Below are 20,988 nucleotides of genomic sequence, written 5' to 3'. Positions count from 1 at the left end.
GCTTATAAATGGGAATTAACGATCTGCCGCAGGTTGATGGAGCTTCCATAAATGAAGATCGATCTAAAAACCGACTACTCTCATATTTTAGCAGAGCTGCTGGATTTATTGCTCACGAACAGACACAAGATTTTGGTGTGGACTATAAGGTTGAGCTAATCGCGCAGGGAGCAACCAATTGGTTCTTTGATATCCAATTGAAGAGTGTAGAACGGCCAAAATTTATTATAGACGGACAATACTTGTCTTTTTCTATCAAAGCCTCAACGTTGAACTATCTGTTAAAAAACGAGCCGATCTACGGACTGCTTGTTATTTATGACGTGGCTTCAAATTGTCTATTTTTTGATTATATCGATGCGATATACCAGAAACTTTTGTCGGAGCGCGAAGGTCGTAACTGGCAGGATAACGATAAATTAAGCGTACGTATTCCTACTGTAAGTGTGATGGATGCCTCTGCTGTAGCCGATATCTATAACAAATTCCTTCAGCGTTTCAGGAATCGTGGAGAAATGAATAGAGATCATGGCGTAAATTACGGGTTGCCGAGTTTCGGTGTTGCACAGGTTAAGGTTGCTGGTATAGGAAGCATAGAAGATGCGGTAGCTGAGCTTAGGACAAAAGGTGCGATTTTATTAGCGCAGCGTGACCTGTGGAGGGTTTATGAGCTACTAGAAACGTTGCCTAGAAACCAGATCATTTCGGATAAGGAAGTTTTATTGATCGCAGCTATGGCGTACAGCGGGGTAGGGAAGTTAGCCGATTCGATGTACTATATCGAAAGATTATCCAAAAAGTATGTATTGAGCGAAAGTGAACAGCGTTCCATTACCTTTACAATGCTCAAAAATAGGCTAGGCTCTGGAGAGATAAATAGGCGGAGCTTTGTGTCGGAAGCAAAATTATTGCTGGCTGAGGCTGATCCTTCAGAGGAGTTATCAATTAGGTTGAACATTCTATATTTTGAGCTGGGAAAAATACAGGGATTTGAGCGAATGTCGGCGCAATTGGTTGCAGAGTTTGAGGAATTGGAGCAGATGATTTCCAAGATTCAGGATGATAGGCAGCGTAACTACTTTAAGGCGACTAACCTTGATAATATGGCAGTAATCGTTAGTCATGAGCGTACCGAAGGTATGAATAGAAAAGCTGTGTTTGATCAATTGGGTGTGGAGATGGAAGAAAGCGAACGCCAAAGCTATGTAGATAAGGGCTCTACTCTTCACCACTGGCTTAACACTGGTTACGCAGAGGTGGGGCGTTACGCATTTGAACATAAAGAATTTGTTCTGCTGGCCATGGTGACAACATCCAGCCTGAAGTTTTGGCTCAACTTTCAGATGGATGTACTTGTTTTTGGCGAAAAAGGTATTTCAAGGGAAAATGTAAAATTGGAACTTGATGAAAGAATAGATATTGCCCTAGGTACCGTTAGCACGCTAGATGCAACAAAGTTTCTCAGGCAGGCCTACGTTGTCCAGTGCCTTGCCTACGAACTGATATCTGTTTCTAGAGACTGGTACGGATTTGACGATCGGTTTAATTTGGATGATGTCAAAAATACGATGCGAAGACTCGAGGATGAGCTTGAGCTACCAGCTTTTGTTTCGCAAATGCAAAAGCTCATTGCCATGAAACGCTCGGGAAACCATCATGGATTTGCGGGTGTCGGGATGATGGGAGGGATGAGCGACATACAAATTAGAACTTACGCAACGTATATACTTGAATCTAGGTATTACCCAAATGCAAAGCTGGAAAACATTATTGAGGAAATTCACGTATACAAGAGCTTTTACCAACGGAATGATGGCAACAGATTTGAATTGCGGATTCTGAGGCCAGCTGATCATAGCTTAGTATACACATTTAAGCATCACTTCTATATCAATGACACTAAAACTGGTCTTCAATCATTGCCCACTACTGACATCGATGCCTTGTTGAATTCTTTTGGTATATAACGGATAGTGTTAATATACATTTTGAAGGGCCAACTTGAAAATACTCAAAGAGCACGGTATTTGGTTATCGAATAGAAAGATAGATGGATCAAGAGTTCGAATAAACATTATCCCAGTAGATATACCGAGATAATGTTTGATTGCTATCTAAATCCTAAGTTCTCCTCACCATTTATATGGATCTATTTGCCCTTTTTGTGCTCGTGTGGTTTTAAAGTTGGTGTATTGCCTGGTGTTTGCTTATTGTCGCGTTGACGTCTATCCGGTTTTCCTGTAGACTCGGCAATTCTTTTTGGCCCTGGTTTAATTCCCATGATTGTTCCTCCTTTTCTAGTTAAATTTTAACTAAAGATATTTAGATTTATTTGCTTTTAGATCTTGGTTATCAATAAGTTATTAACATTTTTTTTTTAAGATCTTTGATAGTGTATAATAGCGGCTGTGCACAAATTATCCCTTTGTTTTTCTGAATCGGGCCTGCGAAATAATTATGATCAGCAAGCTATCGAAGCTATTCCTTATGATTTATACTGTGATCTAATTTCTATTAAGGCAAAGCAAGCCATTCAAAGATTAATGCACATTTGCGTCGGCATTAAATAAGTTGAGAAGAAAGGGAAGACGAATTGGCTCTGTTCTGCAGTTCTTTTTGTGCTTTTCTCAAAGCAGGTGCAACTAGGTTTACTTTGATATCGTGACGTTTGTTTTCGTATTCGGCGATACATTCAGCCAATTGGGTTAACAACGATTGATAAGTTTTGAAGATACCAGATAGCTGCTGTTGTTCATGTTTTAGCATGGGTTCAATATCAATTTGGCCCGAGTTATTGATCAGTTGATCTATCGTCACTGACAATAATTGATGTTCTCTTTGGTTAATGGCTTTCATTAAGTGGTGTCTGATAAGATTATTGGGAAGTAGCCCTGAGCCGAATGAACTACAGAGCTACTTTTTAGATAACATTTTAAATATTTTTATTGATATGCTTGTACCAGGTCATGGGCCTCTCCAGTTCTGGTTCCACTCATATCTTTTACGATCTGTACATATAGCGCTTGGACACCACCTCCCTGGTACCAACCTCCAGTGGTAGGTAGGTTGGCTTGTACAAAGCTGTAGGCAAAACCTGTCTCGGCCAACCATTCCTTTTTTCCTGCCTTCAACAGAAAGATATAGAGTTCCTGTCCATTGTTGTCAATGGGAGGAACCTGAAGGAACGAGGTCCAGGTACGGGGCTTTACATTCCTAGCCAGATATTTTACGGCATCAATGTCGCCAGAAGCATCGGCGTAGACAATATCCACAGGCATATCTGCTGGGCCATCAATATAGAAAGCGAACTGCTCGACGCCTACAATGGGAGAGGGAGAGACGTACTTTTCCGTAACAGCCGATCCGCCGTAATAAAATGACAGTTTTTTATCTGTATTAGCATCCCCAGGAGAAATAGTTCTACTGTAAATTACTTTACTGTCGCCCTTTTTTTTAAATTCCATTACTGTTGGACCTTCCTTATCGAAAGCTATCTTTCCGAGATAGGCGTATCTTCCAGAAAGTTCGCGTACCTTCCTGCCATCAAAATATTGTTCTAGTGTGTCTACCAGCGCAAAACCGAATATTTGGATAGGCTGTACCTTTTTAATAGGCTGTTGGTTCAATTCTCCATCTTTTTCACAGGCCGACAGACAAGTGGCGATCAGGGCACAAAATAGAATATGTTGTATTTTCATTTGATCTGTTTTTTAAAATTTATAACTTAATGACAGGCTGTAAGTACGGCCGATGTAACGGGTAAAAGTCTCGCGATCGCCAATCAACTGTCCGGTCTTTTCATCAGCGTAACCCTTCTCGAATTTTTCTGAAAAGCCTGGTTTATATGTATAGCGGTCACTCCACTCGAGATTGTACAAGTTTTCTGTCCCTGGTTTAAGCTCATAAGTGGTCGCGTCGTTCACGAAGAAACGGAAGGGCGCATCGGTTAGATTGCCCACGTTGAATTTGGCCTCCAATCTTTTCTTGATAAATCGATAGCTTAACTGTAGGTCCAATTGGCCCCTTGGCCTTTCATACTCTGCTAGCATGGGCTCACTAGAGGTCACAAAGGTCTTATAGTCCATATAGTTATAGATCAGGTTCAGCCCCAGTTTATCGCCAACGTACTGCGCTCCGATATTATAGAGCATTGGTACCTGTCCATAAAGCTGTCGTGGATATTTAAGGTAGTAGAAATATGGGGTTGCCGGTGAAGTGGTTTGATCATATCTGATTTCCCTGCCCTGTACTTCCGATGTCTGGATCGTAAGGTTCCCCGATAGATAGATATCGCTAAGTATGGATGGTTTGGAAAGGATGAAATCCAGTCGCTTTCGGACTTCGAATTCCCAGCCCCTAACCTTGGCCCAATCTGAATTGGCGATGGTAATGTAGGGACTACCGCCACTCATATTGTCCAAACGATAGAACTCTGCCGGTTTATCAAAGTACTTATAAAAATAACCTGCCGAGATGATTTCGCCAGCACCCAGAAACCATTCTACCTTTGCATCGTAATTGTGGATCAGAGTGGTGCTCACTCCATTACTACGTACCCTGGTTCCATAATTGGGATTATAGCGTGAAAATCTGGAGTTTTCCATCAATCCCGGCCTTACGGTAGATTGCGCATAACTCGCCCTGAAGTTTAAGCTGGACATAGGGCTATAGGTCGCACTCGCTGATGGCATGAAGCGCCAGGCTTTCTCCTCATCCATCAGTAATTTGACATTGACATCAGTATTCAAGCTAGTAGGGTTCTTAATGATGTCTAGCCTAAAGTATTCTGCTCTGGCACCCCATACCAACCTGAACTTCGATCCGATCTTGTTATCGAACATGGCATAGGTGCCGTGGTTAACGCTTTTGGCCTCAAAGCCGGCATCCGTAAAGGAGGAAACCTTATAATAAAAATCTCTTGTGGGATCTTCCATACCCATATGGTTGCCCCATTCCTGGATGGGAATCTCTGCGGAGTTGCTTCCCTGTATATCGGATACTACAATCGGGAGTACCAACCAATCATTCCAAACGTGTTTGTTAAGGTAATTGTAGCCGGTCTTAAAGATATGAGAGGTATTGCCTAAACGAAAACTGTAGGCAGTGTTGAACATGCCCTCTAAATTGATCTCACGATAACTGAACTTTCCTCGGTATAACGTGCCCCAATTGGGATCGCTGTTCTGTCCGGGAATGTAGTGGTATAGCGGAGCATAGTTGGCATATTCCGTATTCCCTAAGTTGGCATATACAGCATCTTTCTCCTCCTGTTTAAGATAGGTTCTGGAACCGTTCCAGTCCAATGTTAGTCTTCCGAACACATGTTTTCCCGTCAGTTTGTTCTGCAATAGGTCGGTAAACTTTGGTCGCTCGTCTTCTTCTATGACTGGATATGGCTGACTTTCATTTTTAGGTCGTTCATTTTGCCAACCTACCAAACGGTTAAATTCATTCTCGAAAATTCTATTGTAGAGGTTGAAACTGTTTAATTGATGTTTTTCGGTGTTAAAACCCGCATTGAACATGCCGCCAAAGGAGGTGTTAAAGATGTATCGGTTACCGGTATTTATGTCTGAGGTATCCGTAGCCAAGCTGGGCCTCATGCTCCAACCACCTCTTCGCATGTTGGCGATGTAGTTGTTGCGCTGGCTGTTTCGGTAACTTACCGAGCCTATGAATCCGAGTTTGCGGATCTTGTCCTTGTTTAGTGAATAGATGCGCCCCAAACTGAATTGGTAGCCCTGTGAAGGAGCTGCAACGAAGGTACGGGCACCGAAACGCTCGGTACCTCCGATACGTTTGTTCTGCTCTGCAACTTCTGCTGCGGTCATCTTATTTTGGGCATCCGTTTTTTTGGGGTCAAAGTTGGAAAAGACATCTTTAAGCCCTTCCGGGAATCGGTTTCGCGTACCGTCATCAAAACCAAGGTAATCGTATTTACCTCTCCCGTAACCTTTAAAATCTTTGCCAATGGTACGGTCGTTGATCCCTAATCCGGTACTAAACGAAATGAAATTCTCTGAGGGGATGGTCTTAGTGGTAATCTGCACCAAACCACCCGCAAAACCATAAGGCATATCAGGTGTAACAGATTTTGAAACTACAACCTGATCTACCATGTTGGTGGGGATGAGGTCAAACTCAAAATTGCGTTCTTGCACATCTGTACTTGGAAGGGTACTGCCGTTAAGAGTAGCTACATTATAACGCTCAGCAATGCCCCTTACTACTACGCGTTTGCCATCGGTAGTGCTTACGCCAGTAATTCTGGCCAAGGTTTCGCCCACGTGCCTATCTGGAGTGCGGGCAATCTGTTCTGCCGAAATTCCATCGGTAAGGCCAGCGGCATTTTTCTGTTGTACGTAAAGCCCGGCGGTACTTTCCTTTTTGTAACTACCAGTTACGGTTACCTGTTTCAGGGCACTGGTGGAGGCATTTAGCGTAATATTAAGATTGGTATTTTGCCCTTCCTTTACGGTAACATCGGTAACGCGCTTGGTCTGGAATGAAATGTAGCTCGCTTCTAGCGTATAGGATCCAGGCTTAATAGTGATAGTGTAGGTACCATCGATTCCACTTTGAACCGTAGCGCCAGTTTCTATGATCTTGATGCCCGCTGCAGGCAGGGGTTCTCCTCGATCATCAAGGATTTTTCCTGAAATACGGCCGGGTCGTTGGGGGTTTGGCAATAAGGTTAGAATGATATAGTTGTCTCTACTTTTATAACCGATATTGAAATCTGTCTTCAGCCAATTTAATGCTTCTCTCACCATAGGTGAGGCATTACGTATAGTAATTTGTTGTGAAAGTAATTTGTTCACTACTTCATCGTAGGTGATTTCGGCACCTGTTTGTGATTTGATACTGGTAATCAGTCCCAACCCTGTAGTATTTCGGTCAGACAGGTTGATTTTCTTGTCCAACACCTGTATCGCCATGGTTTTAGCGAATAGTGCAGGTATCAGGAAAAGAATTAATAAAAATTTTTGCATGTTTGCGTTGGTTATTAAATGGGTTTGTGTCCTGTTTGGTACTATGGCATTTACCTGGGCTCAATCAGGTAATTGCTAGGCTGTCCGTTATTAATGGACAGCTTTTTCTTTTTATCGCTTTTCTGTATTCCTCCTTTCTTAATAAATAGTGATCGATTTTCCTTTCATCTCATATTGAAAATCTCCGGTGATGGCCAAGATGTCCAATACGGTGTTCAGTGGTTTTCTGGTAAAACTTGCGGTCAGTCTCTTGTTGCAAATTGAATTGTTTTTGATCATGATTTTTACATCATACCATTGATCTAATTCTGCACAGATATCTTTAAGTGGAATTTGGTTATAGCTCAATTTCTCTTCTGCCCAGCTGGTCAATAGTTTGGTATCAACTTTGGCAACTTGGTATGTTCCATTTTTACTGAGGGTCAACTGTTGACCTGGAATGAGGACTGCCAGCATTTTCTTGGCGAAACCTATTGCAATTTTTCCGGTATGTAAGATTACTTTCTGTTCCTGATTGTTGCCGTTTGTATTCACTTCAAAGCTGGTGCCGAGTACTTTAGTTCTTAGTCCTCCACTGCTTACATAAAATGGTTTTTTGGGGTTGTGCGAAACTTGGAAATAGGCTCTGCCACTTAACCTTATCTGTCTATCACTATCATTAAAGTTACTCGGAAGATCAAGGTTGGAACCGGGGAATAGCGTAACAGTGCTGCTATCAGATAATTGTAGAGTGGTCAGCTTTCCAAGTTGGGCTTCATACCTCTTAAAATGGATATTTTGGGCAAGCTCATTGGCGTGACGGAGGCTGTTTTTATGATAGATAGTTAAGCTTATACCGATACTTAGCAATAGTATTGCTACTGCGGCGTATTTCCATAGGATAAACTTGCGTTTGGTTGGAGTAGACCTTATCTGGAATTGCTGCCATGCCTCTTCATTATTTTTTATAGCTGAAGGTAAAGTTGGCTCTACCTGCCAATATTTTTCTTTCCAAGCTTCCTGCATACATTGTTGTACAAAAGCTTCGTCAATATCAAGGGCAAGATAAAGTTCGATCAAAGTTTTTTCTGTGGGTTTGCTCTTTCCCCTGAAAAAAATGATCATTGCTTTTTTGGATGGTTTTTGTACGTTGCTCATTATTGATTGTAGGAGGCTTTCTGTAACCTCTTACTATAAAAAACAATGCAGCTTTATGGGAGCATGGCTATGCTTGGGGAAAGTTTAATATTCGCTTAACAAAATTTTAACACAGCTTGAGGCGTCTGGGCTCATGAAATTAACGTTGGAGTAAGGGCAAGGACAAAGGTAATCGCTTCTGGATGGTCTTGAAATTCACTTTTGATGACCTTTAAGGAAGATTTGATATGGTTGTTCACAGTATGTACAGATAATTTTGTCTGTTTGGCAATTTCCTTGTTTGCGAGTTCCTCTTCGCGGCTCATCAGGAAGATTTTCCTGCGCTGAGGTGAGAGTTTAGCCAGTGCAGCTTGGTAGCGTTCTGCGATTTCTCGGAAAGTTAGTTCGGGTAATACGGTAGCACCTAATTGCTCCAATGGAACATCGGTAATAGCTACAGTATTGGATACTTTTTGTCTAAGGTATCCTGCCATCTGTTGGCGCATGATGCCAAAGATATAACGTTCCAGCTCTTCGATATCTTCCACTTTGGACCGGAGCTGCCATACTTTGAGCAGTGTATTCATTACCAGCTCCTCTGCAGTTTCGCTATTCTCTATATTGCGAAGCGTAGCAGCTAGGAGGCGGGGTCGGAGGTAATCGAAAATTTCACGAAAAGCACGGTCATCACCTGTAGACCAGATTTTAACTCGTTGTGCTATATATGCATTCATGATTACTTCTGAAAAATTTTATTCAAAGATAAATTTGCTATATTAACTTAGTGTTAGCTCAACTCTGTTTTGATTGACTTTGGTTTGTGCGACGATCTAGAAGTTTTAATCATAAGCTAAAAGAATTTTAAAATAATTTATATTGTAATTGAGACGGTTTATCACCGTCTATTCAGGAAAAAGTTGCCACTATATTTCGTTTCAAACTGTTCAATTCTCCTAGTATATCTTACTATTGATTCATCCTTCTATTTTCTTGGAACTAGACTTGGATGAGGGATTGGTGCAGGGACAATAAGGAATTGTTTAATGATGAAGAAAATAAGCTGGTTGAAGAATACTTCAACAATTTTTTTGAAAAGTGCAGGCAACAGAGTTCTTCGCACCGCGAAAAAATGGAGAACCACTTTTTAAAATGGTTCCCTGTTTGGACCAAATAAATGATCGCGATTTTTCCCCATTAGTTGGTGGGTGTTAATAATGGCGCACAAGTAGGTTTTCAACCTGGCACACACAAGATTTGCAAAATTCTCGGTTTAAGGTTTGGAACAAAAAAAGGTGGCCACTTTTAGGATATCCTCCAGTGTGGGACGCTATCTGGGCGCTGCGTGGTGGCAAAGGCTGACTTCTATCCAAAGCTCTAACATTATGGGAAAAACAATCAAATTACCTCCCCGTACCGCCAAATTTATAATCTCAAGTAGTGATTTATTCAAGGCTAAGTTTTGGCGAGATGTCGTCAACGTGTTGCTGTTTGTCCAAAAACACCGACAACTGGGAGATTTGAAAAGCGATCACTTAACAAAGTATCTTATATGAAGTCAGCTAGAATTGAATTAAGGCATAGGGACGGAAATGACTTAGTGATGTTTTATTCTATATATGGTCAGATATATCTCAAAATAGACCAAAAGTACAATTTTTCACATTTGCCAACTTTTTAGTTCTAACATAATCTCGTTATGGTGTTCTGCAATAAACTTGAAATAAGGTTTATATACTTTTTATATGAAACCTTTTTGTTCCAAATCTTTTATTATAGGCTCAATAAGCAATAAAAAGCTTTTTAAGTGTTCAAAGTATTTCTCGTTAGGGGTACTAATCAGATTTATCTCTGTTTTTTGGAAGGGTTGCTCATTTAAAAGCAACCCTTTTTTGTTGATTTTCAGCAGGTTATCACTAAGTGCTGGATCGATATAGTTTGTTCGAAATAAACCATTACCCCATACGAGATTATCTTTGAACATTCCCCTGATAAAGGTGTGCTTTTGGGTCACATTTGCCTTTTCGTAAATGGAAAGTAGGTTTTTAAGGTAGGGAAGCAATTTTTCTACAATATCCGCATCTGATTTTATTTTTGGCCTGTCTTCATTGTTCAAACTAGCTTCCGTCATCCTCTTTTCCAGCTGTAGTTTTTTAAACCAAGTTTGGTAAGTAGAAGTATCAATTTCCTCATTGACCAATCGCTCTTCAAGCTTATAGATCTTCTCGTTGATTTTGTGCAGTTCCCCTTTTTTTGTCTGATGTCTTTCGTTCTTCATTTTGATAGGTTCAGTTAGCATTGATTTTGCAGCCTGAAGGATAAAATCGACATGATGTTTTTTGAAACTTAAGGCCCTCATCAATTCTTCAAACTTTTCATGGATGACCTTGCCCGGAATATTGACCCCTGGATGGCCCATACATCTGTAATAGAGGTAATAATTAGCAGCACCTTTGGACCAACCGGCGGTCAACATCTGGCCACAATAGCATCTCAGCACGCCCCTTAATGGGAAGTCTTCTGCTGGCTGTACCCGCTTTCTGCGCTTGAATTTATCGAGCATTCCCTGCGTCTGCCAGAACTCGGTTTCTGATATAATAGGGGAATGGATAGCTTTGACGTATTTCTCGGGCAATTCGCCCAGGGTGGGTGTTATGCTGAAAGTGGCCACCTTTTTTTACATCAAAGTGGCCACCTGTTACGCTCCAAAATGGTCACCTGATTTCGCTTAAAAGTGACCATTTGACTGATTTTAAGGGCTTTTGGTTGTTAAAAATAGTGTTCTGGATTGGATAGCTTGCCCGCATGGTTTTGATGCCTTACGGTGCCTTAAAACTCTCTGAAATCAAAAGATTGTGGCCTGTCTGGATGTCATTAGGTTTTTCCCTAGGATTTTGTGATTTATCGTGGTCAATCATGTCTTTTGCGTAGCAAAAGCAGTTTTGAAACGTTTATTATCGGAAGGTCCGTAGAACGGAAAGTAGATACCTTGAATTATTTGTAAGGTGGGCTAAAAAAGGTTGAGCATTAGTTGAGCTGGTCAGTTTGGAACGGAATAGAGTGGTTACTTTTACCGAAATCTACAAGTAGTGCCAGAGCTCGTCTACCCCTTGGATGCTTTTGTATCTTTCCAGTAGAGCCTGTACTGCTGGGGACTTTTCCCATACGCCTTCCGGGACTTCGTCGCCACCGAAATGGATGGTCTGCAGGGGGGCGCCGGCGGTCTGGTACATCTTGATGGTTTCCTCAATCAGCTTGCCAATAAAATTGTAGACTGATGGTAATGCGGGATTGATCACATTGTCCCTAAAGCCCTGCACCGAGCGGTAGGTCGACTGGTCCTGCGGGTCGCGCAACAGGAACTGTTTAGCCTCTTCGGGCTTTCCCGCCTTTAGGAGCCGTTGGTAACGCACGTCCATCGCTTTGATGGCTGCCCTGGCATGTCCGGGGGTTTCGTATTCGGGAATGATCCTGATATGCCTTTGGGTGGCGTATCTTAAAATTTCGATGAAATCGGCTTTGCTCAGGTGGCCGCTGCCGGAGGGGCTGTTGGGGAAGGGGCCCGAGCCGTAGGCGGGGATCAGATGGTCCTGCTCGGTCAGGGTATGGCCCCTTTTGCCACCGAACTCGGTCAGTTCGGGCAGGCCGTCGATTGCGATGCGCCAGCCTTCATCGTCTTTGAAGTGCAGGTGGAGCACATTGACCTTATAGAGAGACATGACATCCAGTACTTTTAGGAGCTGTGCCTTGGGCTGGAAGTTCCTGGCGATGTCCATCATAAAGGCACGGTGTGCAAAACGAGGCGCATCCTTGACCTGTAGTGCCGGGATGGTCAACTGCTGCTGTTTGGCTTTCCAGGCTATGGCGGGGATCAAGCTCTTGAGGGTTTGGATGCCATAGAAGATCCCGGCAGGTTGGCTGGCGTAGATGGTAATTCCAGATGGGCTGACCTCTAATTCATAGCCTTCGGGAGCAGAAATGGCCTTTTCTCTCAACAGGATGAAGTTTTCTTGGGCAGTCTTGCAGAGCTTTGGGGACGATAGGAGGTTTTTGCCCAATTCGGAGGCCAGGTATTGCGCTTCTTTTTGGAATTTGTCGTCAGCTCCTATCTGGGTGTTGGCATCGATCTGGAAGCTTCCGTCCCGGCGCTCAAGGCTGATGGGTGTTGGCAGTATCGGCGTAGGTTCGTTGGTCTGAAATTGGGCTGCTAATCTGTTCTGTGCGAATTTTTGATGGGCAATTTCCTTTTCCTGCATCGTATCATCAATAGCAGATGTATTTTTTACCTTTAGTGGAATGGGGCGATTTGGCTGTTTGTGGTAGACGATGTAAAAGCCTTGGGGGTAATCGGTTGCGTTTTTAAGCGGCCTTGAACGGATGGCAAGCTTGAAGGTCTTCTTTGGGGGGATGCCCCTGAATTGCTTTCCGGGGGACAGGGCAAAGAAATCTCCGTTGATATGGGTGATCTTTAGCTGGGAGGTGTCCTGTACGGTGGCATTGGCCGGGTCACCAGCGTTGAAGTAGATGGTCCATCCGCTAGCTGGAAAGGCAGTGCTGGACGGGTTTTCCAAGATCAGTTCGGAAAATGTCTGCGCTGTAGGCTTGTCGTTGTGCTTGAGGATATTCCAGGTAAGGCTGGGTTGTTGGTCTGCCTTTTTCTGGGCATGGGCGGTACCGGATAGCAGCCATAGGCATAGGCCGGCAAATATCGTGTGTTTGGTCATGCTTGTCGATTAAAATGGAACTGGTATGTTAGCGGTGTTTCTGGGATAAACGAACGTCAGCTGTGGCGCCGGCTAATCTTACCGCGGCCGGTCTCTGTATCGTTGTGTAGCTTTGAAAAAAGGGCCGATGGTTTGTATTCCATCGACCCTGATTTATCTCTGAATTTATTTATCCCACCAAACTCTTCCAGTGAGTTTGTCACCACCAGGAACGGCTGCCGAAGCTGCTTGATGATTGACACCATTTTTAGCCGCTTCTTCTACTGGGTATGGAAAACGGCGGGGAATAGTTCCTCCAGTGGCATTTCCAGGGTAGGCTACAGGTGTAAGTGCTGGGAAGCCTGTTCTTCTCCAGTTGGACCAAGTTTCGTAGAAATCCATCTGTAGGTTACATTGCAACCAGTACTGCGTATTGATCTGCTGTAGGGCGCCTGCGGGATTGAACGCATTTGCCAACAGGTAGGTATCAGCAGCGCTTGCGGGAATGGCCATACTGGCATCGTATGGGGCCAGGCCGGTGATACCTGCCCTGAGGCCATTGTTGTAATGGCTGGCGGCAGTTCCACCGATGGCCCAACGTTGGGCGGCTTCGGCCAACAACAGTTCTGTTTGGGCGTAGGTCAAGATAAAGGTAACGCCATTGCGCTTTAACATGTTGGGACTGGGCGAGGAGTAGTCGGGGATGGTAGTATAGGCCGGGTCGGAACTGATGTTCTGGCTGGCCACGGCGCTCAGGTCCTTGCCATTGGGCATTCCCTTCTGTACTGCCGGATCGGGGTCAAAACTGGTGTTTTGGGTCTTGGTGCCATCGTTGAGATAGAGTTTGGTCACCGCAACTTTCCCTAGGCGGGGATCGGCAGTAGTTTTCATCAGGTCGATGATCGTTTTGGACCATTTCACGTAATAGTGCTCCTGTCCACCATCTCCCAACAAGACCTGGCTGTTCCTGTTCTGTGTCACCCTGTCTCCACTGGTGTCATGGATCAAAAATGCATCGTCGGCATTGGAGCTCATGGTCTTGCCGATCACCTTGGTGGCATAGGTCTTGGCGGTGTTTTCGTCCGCTTTTACCAGTCTCATGGCGAAACGGAGCAATAGGGAATTGCCGAAACGTTTCCATTTTTCGATGTCCCCATTGTAGATCACGTCCCCGGTCACTTTGTCGTTGGCCGCGTTCAGGGCGTTGGTCGCTTCCTCGACTTCCTTCAACAGGTCGGTGTAGATGGCCTGTTGGGTATCGTATTTTGGATTGAAGATACTGGTGTAGTAGCCCTGTCCGGCCTGGCTGTAGGGCACATCACCATAAAGGTCGGTGATGCGTGCAAAGATTAGCGCTTTCCAGATACGGGCAATCTGGTGGATGTTGCTATATTTCTGTTGGCCTTTGGTAAATTCAACTACATCTACAATGGGCCTGACCTGTTCGATGTAGGCCCCAACGGCGCCATTTCCCCAATAGGCCGAAGTATAGCCTTCGTTCAGCATATACTTGTCACCCGACCAGTAGCTCACTACAGTTGACAGGCCCTGCATCATGGTCGAGCAATAGATGAGGTTTCCACGCCAGGTATCGTAAGAAAAGTCGATACTACCAGTGTAGGTGAGCTGTGCGGTAGTCAGGGTATAGTTGGGGTCAAAGGTACTGGGTCCGTAGGCTACCGGATCGGTATTGATGTCCTGGAAATCCTTGGTGCAGCCAGCTCCTAAAAATATTGTAGCTAAGGCGATTACGATATATGGTTTGAATATGTTGGTTTTCATTGTCTTCATTTTTAGGATTAGAACTTAACATTTAGGTTGAAGCCGAAGGTTCTCACAGGAGGCACGCCACCCAGTTCGAGACCAGGGAAAGTAGCGTTGTAACTTGATTCGGGATCAATGTTATCCGTTCTCTTCATTAAGATGGCTAGGTTACGGGCAACCAGGCTGACGTTTAATCCCTGTATTTTGTTGCCGAACATTTTGGCCGGGAAGTTATAGCCCAACACGATCTGTCGAAGTTTGATGAAGCTGGCATCCTGTACAAAGCGATAGGAGGTATTGTTGGCCACATTGGCGTAATAGGCCGCTGCCGTTACCGGGGTGTTGGTCGGTGCAACGGGTTGGGTGTCCAGGGTCTGGCGGTTGGGCAGGGTTTCCTTGTGCAGGCCAAAAACGTAGCCGTAGTAGTTGGTGGCCGAGAACAGTTTGCCGCCCCATTTACCGTCTACCAATACCGAGAGATTTACACCCTTGTAGTTGAATTCGTTGTTCCAGCCGGCAAACCATTTGTTGAAGGCAGAACCATAGGCCTTTAGGTTTCCGCGTTCTGGACCATTTGCAGTCTGCACGATATTTCCGCTTGGATCATATTTATAATCGTAGGCCATGATCTGCGAGGCCGCTTTGCCCGGAATGTTCTGAAGGAAACCGACGCCTGCACGTGAAGTGGCCAACAACTGACTTTCTACGCCCTCGGCTAATGACAATACCTTGTTGTCGTTATAGTTTGCGTTCAATGAAGTGGTCCAACTAAAATCCCGATTTTTGATCGGTTGGCCAGAAATCAACATTTCTACACCTTTGTTCTGGATCTGACCAGCATTTAATGTTGCTGCGTTGTAACCGGTGGTGCTTGAGGTAGTGACGAAGGAGATCTCGTCCTTTGAACGTTTTTTATACCACGTAAGGTCTAAGTTTAGTCGACTGTTAAAGAAACGCATTTCCGTACCAAATTCAAGTTCGGTAGCCTGTGAGGCCCTTAGGGACGGATTGGGGATATTAACGTTCGAGATGACCCCAAGTGGGTTGCCATTTAAGCTCTGGCTCATAAAATTATAATTGAGCGCAGTTTGGTAGGCCGAAGTTGCCTGACCCACCATGGCATACCCGGCCCTTAATTTACCGAAACTCAAAAAGGAAGGTTTCCACAGTTCGGAAAATACGAATGAACCGTTTACCGAAGGATAGATGATATAAAGTTTATTGTCTTTGCCAGGTGTAGCCAAAGTACTGAACCAATCTGAACGGGCACTTCCAGTCAGATAGAATAGATCTTTATAACTGAACTCTAATGTGCCGTAAATAGATTGCGTTTCTACATGGCTTTCCGCATATCCAACCGATTTATTCTTGGCATTAAGGATATTGTAGACCCCGAAAACGGCAAAGTCTGTTCCATTATTGGTCGTCTGGTACTGATCTGTTTTACGATAACTGGCACCTAAATTTGGGGTGATAGCGTAATCGCTGCCGATGTTAAAGGTTTTGCCCAACAGGATGTCGGCGTTGATATCGGAAAACTTGGTCGATTGTTCGGCGATCTTACCATTGGCGTAATAGCCCGTTCCCGAGGGCACCACGTTCTTATAGCTGTCGTTGTAGCTGTCCTGTCCACCTCTAGCTTGTAAAAACAAACCATTATCGAAGGTGTACCTGGCATTGATCGACCCGATGATACGGTTACGCTTGGTATTGTTCATAAATTCGTAGGCGGCAAACCATGGGTTGGTGGCATAAACGTTGCCCGGATTGTACAGCCTTTCGCTGTTGTTGGAATTTCGCCAAGGTTTCAGGTCGTTGATATTGATGCTGGTAGGCAGGAAGATGGCATTGTAATTGGCATTTCCGGCGCCGTCAGATACCATTGGTCTGTTCTTGACCTGTTCCAGGATATAGTTCAGACGGGTGTCTATCGTCAAACGTTTGATAGGGGCAAAAACACCGGCAACATTGATGGATTGTCTGTCCAGGCCAGAGTTGGGCACAATGGAATTGTTGCTGACCGTATTACCTGAGACCCTTAGGCTTCCGCCTTCAAAAGTTTTGTTCAGGGCTAGGGTGTTGGTCCAGGTGCCCCCGGTGGTGTAAAAATCTTCGATGTTATTTCGATGTGCCGTGTAAGGTCTGCTGATGCCGTCGAACTGTATGACGTTGCTGCCATCCAGTGCGGCGCCGTAGCTCGAACCTCCGGCTTGTCCAGCGGCTAGGGCAGTGGTGGGTTTCAGGCCATTGGCGCCCTGGCCATACACTTGTTGCCAGTCGGTCCGGTCTACCACTTGTTCGGCGACGTAATTGGTGTTAAATTCTATGCCATTGCCTTTGGCACTTTTGGTGGTGATCAAAATGACACCTCCCTTGGCTCGATAGCCATACAGGGCAGAAGCTGCCGCACCTTTTAATACCGAAATGCTTTCGATATCGTCTGGGTTCAGGTTACCAATGGCATCGCCCAGGTCCGGGGCATTGTCCCACTGGCTGCCCCTGTTGCCATTTGGATTGGCATTATGCAGGCCAACGGGCTGGTTTTCCATAGGTACACCATTGATGACATATAAAGGCTGGTTGCTCTGGCTTAAGCTGGACACGCCCCTGATAGTGACGCTTGTTGCCGCACCTGCTCCGCCAGCGGTAGAACTGATATCCAGCCCTGGTACTTTTCCCGCCAATGAGTTCATCAGGTTGTTCTCCCTGGCTTTGGTGATTTCTTCTCCCTTTACTTCGCTTACTGCATATCCTAAGGCCCTACGTTCCTTTTTGATACCCAGGGCCACCACGACTACTTCGCCCAATTGTTGCAAGTCTTCAGCTAAGGTGATCTCGAAATTGGATCTTCCCGCTATGGTAACTTCCTGGCTGGTGAAACCGGAATAGGAAAAGACCAATATGCCGCTCTCGGGAACCTCTATGCTGAAATTTCCGTTGATGTCGGCGATGGTTCCCTTATTGGTCCCTTTGATCCTGATGGATGTTCCGGGCAGGGGAATGCCCTTGGAATCCCTGACCTTTCCCTTGATGGGAGTATCTTTAATCCTGCTGATCACGATCAGGCCGCGATCTGAGACGGAGTAGTTCAGTTTGGTATGTTCCAGTATTTCTTTGAGGATGGCAGTTACCGGGGTGTTTTCCACCTTGATGCTCACATCCTTGTTCACCGGTACATAGCTTGGGCTGTAGACGAAGCGGTATTTGCTCTTTTCCTCGATGATCTTCAGGACCTTCGACAGCTTGGTGTTCTTCACGTCGAGCGAGATCTTTTCCTGGGAGAAGACCGAGGCAGATACATTGAGGCAGGTGATAAAGACCACTAGGAATGCAAGCTTCATTAACAACATGAATTTGAGGAGCGCCCTAAAGTGGTAACGCTCTTGCGGTAAGTAATAAATTATCATATTTTTGTGTTTTGGTTACGGTTTATGGCAGCAGGTGTTTTAGCGAACACTGCCTTAAATACATCAAAAAGAAAATGGAAGGGCGGTGCTCCAACACCGTCCTTTTCTTCGCTATTTCGATATGCTGATCTGATTTTCCCTTATTTCATATTTAAAGTTTTCTACTTGTTTCAATGCTTCCAGTACCTGGGTGATGCTCTCGTTGCTAAAAGTTGCCGTGAAGCGGTATTTCTGTACCTCTGGGTCGGTAAAGCTGATCTTGACATTGTACCATTTTTCAAGGACGGGTCTGAGCTGCTCGAAATCCTGGTCATATATTTCGAGTTTATTTTGTGTCCATGCGGTTTCCAAAACCACATTGTCCTTGGTCAGCTGGTAGTGGTTGATGGTGATTTCTGGTCGGTTTGCATTGATCTTGCGTCTGGCGGTGCCCTGTGTTTTTTCAGGGGTACTGTGCTTGTAGAAGGTGACCTTCTGGCTTGGCTTGAGCGTGATCACGCCCATGTCGCCAGTGGTCTGCATGGTGATCAGTCCACGGATCAGGGTCGCTTCCGATGTCGCCTCATCCGGATATGCCTTGACGTTAAAGGCTGTACCCAGTACGTTGATGTGGAAATCGGTGGTAAAGACCTTGAAGGCTTTGGCCTTGTCATGCTTCACATCGAAAAAGGCTTCTCCCTCCAGTACCAGTTTACGGTTGGTTTTATTGAAGCCCTGGTCTAGTTTGATGGAACTTTTGGCGTTCAATAGTACTTTTGAACCATCGGGCAGGATAATTTCTTTCTTTTGGCCCGCTGTGGTGGTGTAGCTGTAGTTGATGGGTTGTACGGTCTGGCCGGCGTCGCCAAAATAGAATGCCGCCCCGATGATCAGCAATATACTGGCTGCCGCCGACCACCATAGGGCCAGCCTTTTATGAGGTTTCTGCTGGTGGAGAGACTGTTGGTAGTTGCTCACGGCCTGATGCAGCTTGGCCTTGTTGCCGCTGAGCATCCTGTACAGGTTTTCCGCCTGCTGGATCACCTGCTGCTGCTGGGGATGTTGGGAGATGTATTTTTCCCAATAGTCGACCGAAAGTTGATCGGTACCGGCACAATAGTGCTGGAAGGTAGTGTCGATCAAAAAATCTTCGGCCTCGAATTTACTTCTGTCTGTCATTTCTGCTGGGGCATTTTAATAACAGTGCCCTGGAAATGTTTTTTTTCCTAAAGATTTTTTAACTTTTTTTTAATATTGGCCCTGGCGTGTCCCTAGAAGCTGTTAAGTTCTTTGCGGAGGAACTTCAGTGCATCGTAGATAGTGTTGTAGGCGGTCTTGATGGATTGGTTGGTCTGTTCGCTGATCTGCTCATAGCTCAGACCTTCAAAAAACTTCAGGTGGATCAATTGTTTTTGGCGGAAGGTCAGCTTTTCGAGTGCCTTTTTGAGCTGGTAACGTACGATCTCGTCGCGTTGTACCTTTACGATAAACTCTTCATAGCTCATTTCCATCCATTGGCCCTCGTCGCCGGCCTTGAACAGGGCATCGTGTATTTTCTTTTCCCTTTCCAGCAGGCGCAGCAGTCTGCGTTTGAGGAAGGTGCGCAGGTAGGCTTCTACGTTTTCCACCCTGGCCAGGTTTTCGCGTTTTTCCCAAATGGTGGTAAAGACATGGTCCGTGGCCTGGCCGGAGAGCTCTGTATTGCCGCATACGCGGATGCCAAAATTGACCATACGGTAATAAAGGGCCTTGTACAGGTCAAAGAAGGCGTCGCGGTCTCCGCTACGGATCCGTTCCCAGAGCAGGCTATAGGTCAGTTGGTTGTCCATTTGGTTAGTTGGGACAAGTATAGAGATTTAGCTCGAATAAAAAAATTAAGTTATCTTCTCGTGCCCTGGTTCCATCATAGGTATTTGGTTAGGAGTTCCTCACGATTCATATTTTCTCGCTGGTTGTGCTGTACCCATATACATACCTGCAAAACTGTTTTGTCATGATCTTAAAATTCGCAAAGGGTGCAACCTTTTTTCGACAATCTTCGTCTGATGGTTTGATAGGGTCATCCATCAATAATTTAAAACAGAATTTCATGTATAGCGCAAGATCTATTTGTTTCATTATCATGCTTTTACTGACTACTAATGTAAAAGCACAGAAAAAAACAGAGATACTGCTGTTGGGAACTTTTCACTTCGATAGTCCGAACCTGGATCTAGTGAAGACTAAAGCCTTAGATATCGATGCTATTCAGTTAGAGTTGGAAAGCATAAGTGCCCAAATTGCAGCATTTAAGCCCACCAAGATTTTTGTGGAGTGGGATTTTGATAAACAGTCGCAGTTGGATAGTCTTTACACGCTGTATCTGGCCGACAGATATTTTGATGTTGTAAAGGAGCGTTATCCTAATCAGAAATTCTATAGAAACAGTGAAATTTTCCAATTGGCATTTAGATCTGCAAAAAAAAGTGGGCACAGTCAGGTTTACGGCATCGATATCAAAACCGAGTTTCCATTTGCGCAGGTAATGGCTGCAATTAAGGAAGCTGACCAGACAGAACTGGCAGCTGAAATACAGGAAAAGATAGCTGCAATATCAAAAAAAGAAGTTGCCGATCGAAAAAAGCATACATTAAAGGAATTACTGATTTTGAAGAATACACCAGATGCACGTAGAGATGATTACAGCGCTTACATTAGCCTGTTTAACAGGGCCGGGCGGTATAATGATTTTCAGGGCAGTCGTTTAGTAAGTGAATGGTATCGTAGAAACCTATTGATGTATTCATTTGTCCAGAAGGCTCTTGTTGATAGCGATGAGTGGGTGATGGTATTGGTAGGCGCCGGACACGCAGCCATTATTGCCCAGTTGATTGAATTAGATAACAGGGCAACCTTGATTTCGGTAGATAAAATTTTGAAATAGGCAATTTTTTTTGTTGAAAAGATATTCGAATAATCTTTAATATCTTTCCAAAGAGAAATTTGCTGAGTTTCAGATAACCAACATCCAATTTAGTAAAATCAAATCGT

At 44.6% G+C, this 20,988-nt stretch carries 14 protein-coding genes; 2 read left to right on the top strand and 12 right to left on the bottom strand.

Annotated features, from left to right (window positions below; genetic code table 11):
- Nucleotides 1-8 precede the first annotated feature (8 nt).
- Nucleotides 9-1,967 carry a DUF4365 domain-containing protein gene (locus AC23ME_RS05790; RefSeq protein ID WP_487726813.1) on the top strand — a complete coding sequence of 653 codons (1,959 nt, stop codon included), beginning with the start codon at nt 9-11 and terminating at the stop codon, nt 1,965-1,967.
- 182 nt (nt 1,968-2,149) lie between these two features.
- On the opposite strand, the gene AC23ME_RS05785 is transcribed toward AC23ME_RS05790, so the two are convergent.
- The 12 genes from AC23ME_RS05785 to AC23ME_RS05730 all read right to left on the bottom strand — a co-directional run bounded on the left by AC23ME_RS05785 (nt 2,150) and on the right by AC23ME_RS05730 (nt 19,787).
- Nucleotides 2,150-2,281, bottom strand: a complete 132-nt coding sequence (locus AC23ME_RS05785; RefSeq protein ID WP_487726812.1) for a hypothetical protein — start codon at nt 2,279-2,281, stop codon at nt 2,150-2,152.
- A gap of 281 nt (nt 2,282-2,562) precedes the next feature.
- Nucleotides 2,563-2,856, bottom strand: coding sequence for a hypothetical protein (locus tag AC23ME_RS05780; RefSeq protein WP_487726811.1), 294 nt, complete (start codon nt 2,854-2,856; stop codon nt 2,563-2,565).
- Nucleotides 2,857-2,942: 86 nt separating this feature from the next.
- On the bottom strand, nt 2,943-3,698 hold the full coding sequence (locus AC23ME_RS05775; RefSeq protein WP_487726810.1) for a hypothetical protein: 756 nt from the start codon (nt 3,696-3,698) through the stop codon (nt 2,943-2,945).
- A gap of 12 nt (nt 3,699-3,710) precedes the next feature.
- On the bottom strand, nt 3,711-6,992 hold the full coding sequence (locus AC23ME_RS05770) for a TonB-dependent receptor (RefSeq protein WP_487726809.1): 3,282 nt from the start codon (nt 6,990-6,992) through the stop codon (nt 3,711-3,713).
- Between the two features lie 138 nt (nt 6,993-7,130).
- Complete coding sequence (locus AC23ME_RS05765) at nt 7,131-8,129, bottom strand: FecR family protein (protein ID WP_487726808.1); 999 nt, start codon at nt 8,127-8,129, stop codon at nt 7,131-7,133.
- Between the two features lie 131 nt (nt 8,130-8,260).
- The gene (locus tag AC23ME_RS05760; protein ID WP_487726807.1) at nt 8,261-8,842 is read right to left on the bottom strand and encodes an RNA polymerase sigma factor; all 582 of its coding nucleotides are present in this window, start codon (nt 8,840-8,842) and stop codon (nt 8,261-8,263) included.
- A 1,004-nt stretch (nt 8,843-9,846) separates the two neighbouring features.
- Entirely contained in the window at nt 9,847-10,776 is a 930-nt protein-coding gene (locus tag AC23ME_RS05755) for a recombinase zinc ribbon domain-containing protein (protein WP_487726806.1), read from the bottom strand.
- A 409-nt stretch (nt 10,777-11,185) separates the two neighbouring features.
- Entirely contained in the window at nt 11,186-12,829 is a 1,644-nt protein-coding gene (locus AC23ME_RS05750) for a family 20 glycosylhydrolase (protein WP_487726805.1), read from the bottom strand.
- Between the two features lie 165 nt (nt 12,830-12,994).
- Nucleotides 12,995-14,590, bottom strand: a complete 1,596-nt coding sequence (locus AC23ME_RS05745) for a SusD/RagB family nutrient-binding outer membrane lipoprotein (RefSeq protein WP_487726804.1) — start codon at nt 14,588-14,590, stop codon at nt 12,995-12,997.
- 17 nt (nt 14,591-14,607) lie between these two features.
- Nucleotides 14,608-17,913: a SusC/RagA family TonB-linked outer membrane protein gene (locus tag AC23ME_RS05740; RefSeq protein ID WP_487726803.1), complete on the bottom strand. Its 3,306-nt coding sequence runs from the start codon at nt 17,911-17,913 to the stop codon at nt 14,608-14,610.
- Between the two features lie 177 nt (nt 17,914-18,090).
- Nucleotides 18,091-19,137: a FecR family protein gene (locus tag AC23ME_RS05735; RefSeq protein WP_487726802.1), complete on the bottom strand. Its 1,047-nt coding sequence runs from the start codon at nt 19,135-19,137 to the stop codon at nt 18,091-18,093.
- 92 nt (nt 19,138-19,229) lie between these two features.
- Nucleotides 19,230-19,787, bottom strand: coding sequence for an RNA polymerase sigma factor (locus AC23ME_RS05730; protein ID WP_487726801.1), 558 nt, complete (start codon nt 19,785-19,787; stop codon nt 19,230-19,232).
- Nucleotides 19,788-19,951: 164 nt separating this feature from the next.
- On the opposite strand from AC23ME_RS05730, the gene AC23ME_RS05725 reads away from it, so the two are divergent.
- Nucleotides 19,952-20,881 carry a DUF5694 domain-containing protein gene (locus AC23ME_RS05725; protein WP_487726800.1) on the top strand — a complete coding sequence of 310 codons (930 nt, stop codon included), beginning with the start codon at nt 19,952-19,954 and terminating at the stop codon, nt 20,879-20,881.
- Nucleotides 20,882-20,988: the final 107 nt, after the last annotated feature.

It is taken from the genome of Pedobacter sp. T50_32 (assembly GCF_057652195.1).
The sequence above is the reverse complement of the archived record's forward strand: the minus strand, read 5'-3'. Positions and strand labels throughout refer to the sequence as shown.

Excerpts from the sequence above, each read along its gene's own strand:
- AC23ME_RS05790 (WP_487726813.1), top strand. The coding sequence starts at position 9 with ATGGGAATTAACGATCTGCCGCAGGTTGATGGAGCTTCCATAAATGAA.
- AC23ME_RS05785 (WP_487726812.1), bottom strand. The coding sequence starts at position 2,281 with ATGGGAATTAAACCAGGGCCAAAAAGAATTGCCGAGTCTACAGGAAAA.
- AC23ME_RS05780 (WP_487726811.1), bottom strand. The coding sequence starts at position 2,856 with ATGAAAGCCATTAACCAAAGAGAACATCAATTATTGTCAGTGACGATA.
- AC23ME_RS05775 (WP_487726810.1), bottom strand. The coding sequence starts at position 3,698 with ATGAAAATACAACATATTCTATTTTGTGCCCTGATCGCCACTTGTCTG.
- AC23ME_RS05770 (WP_487726809.1), bottom strand. The coding sequence starts at position 6,992 with ATGCAAAAATTTTTATTAATTCTTTTCCTGATACCTGCACTATTCGCT.
- AC23ME_RS05765 (WP_487726808.1), bottom strand. The coding sequence starts at position 8,129 with ATGAGCAACGTACAAAAACCATCCAAAAAAGCAATGATCATTTTTTTC.
- AC23ME_RS05760 (WP_487726807.1), bottom strand. The coding sequence starts at position 8,842 with ATGAATGCATATATAGCACAACGAGTTAAAATCTGGTCTACAGGTGAT.
- AC23ME_RS05750 (WP_487726805.1), bottom strand. The coding sequence starts at position 12,829 with ATGACCAAACACACGATATTTGCCGGCCTATGCCTATGGCTGCTATCC.
- AC23ME_RS05745 (WP_487726804.1), bottom strand. The coding sequence starts at position 14,590 with ATGAAAACCAACATATTCAAACCATATATCGTAATCGCCTTAGCTACA.
- AC23ME_RS05740 (WP_487726803.1), bottom strand. The coding sequence starts at position 17,913 with ATGAAGCTTGCATTCCTAGTGGTCTTTATCACCTGCCTCAATGTATCT.
- AC23ME_RS05735 (WP_487726802.1), bottom strand. The coding sequence starts at position 19,137 with ATGACAGACAGAAGTAAATTCGAGGCCGAAGATTTTTTGATCGACACT.
- AC23ME_RS05730 (WP_487726801.1), bottom strand. The coding sequence starts at position 19,787 with ATGGACAACCAACTGACCTATAGCCTGCTCTGGGAACGGATCCGTAGC.
- AC23ME_RS05725 (WP_487726800.1), top strand. The coding sequence starts at position 19,952 with ATGATCTTAAAATTCGCAAAGGGTGCAACCTTTTTTCGACAATCTTCG.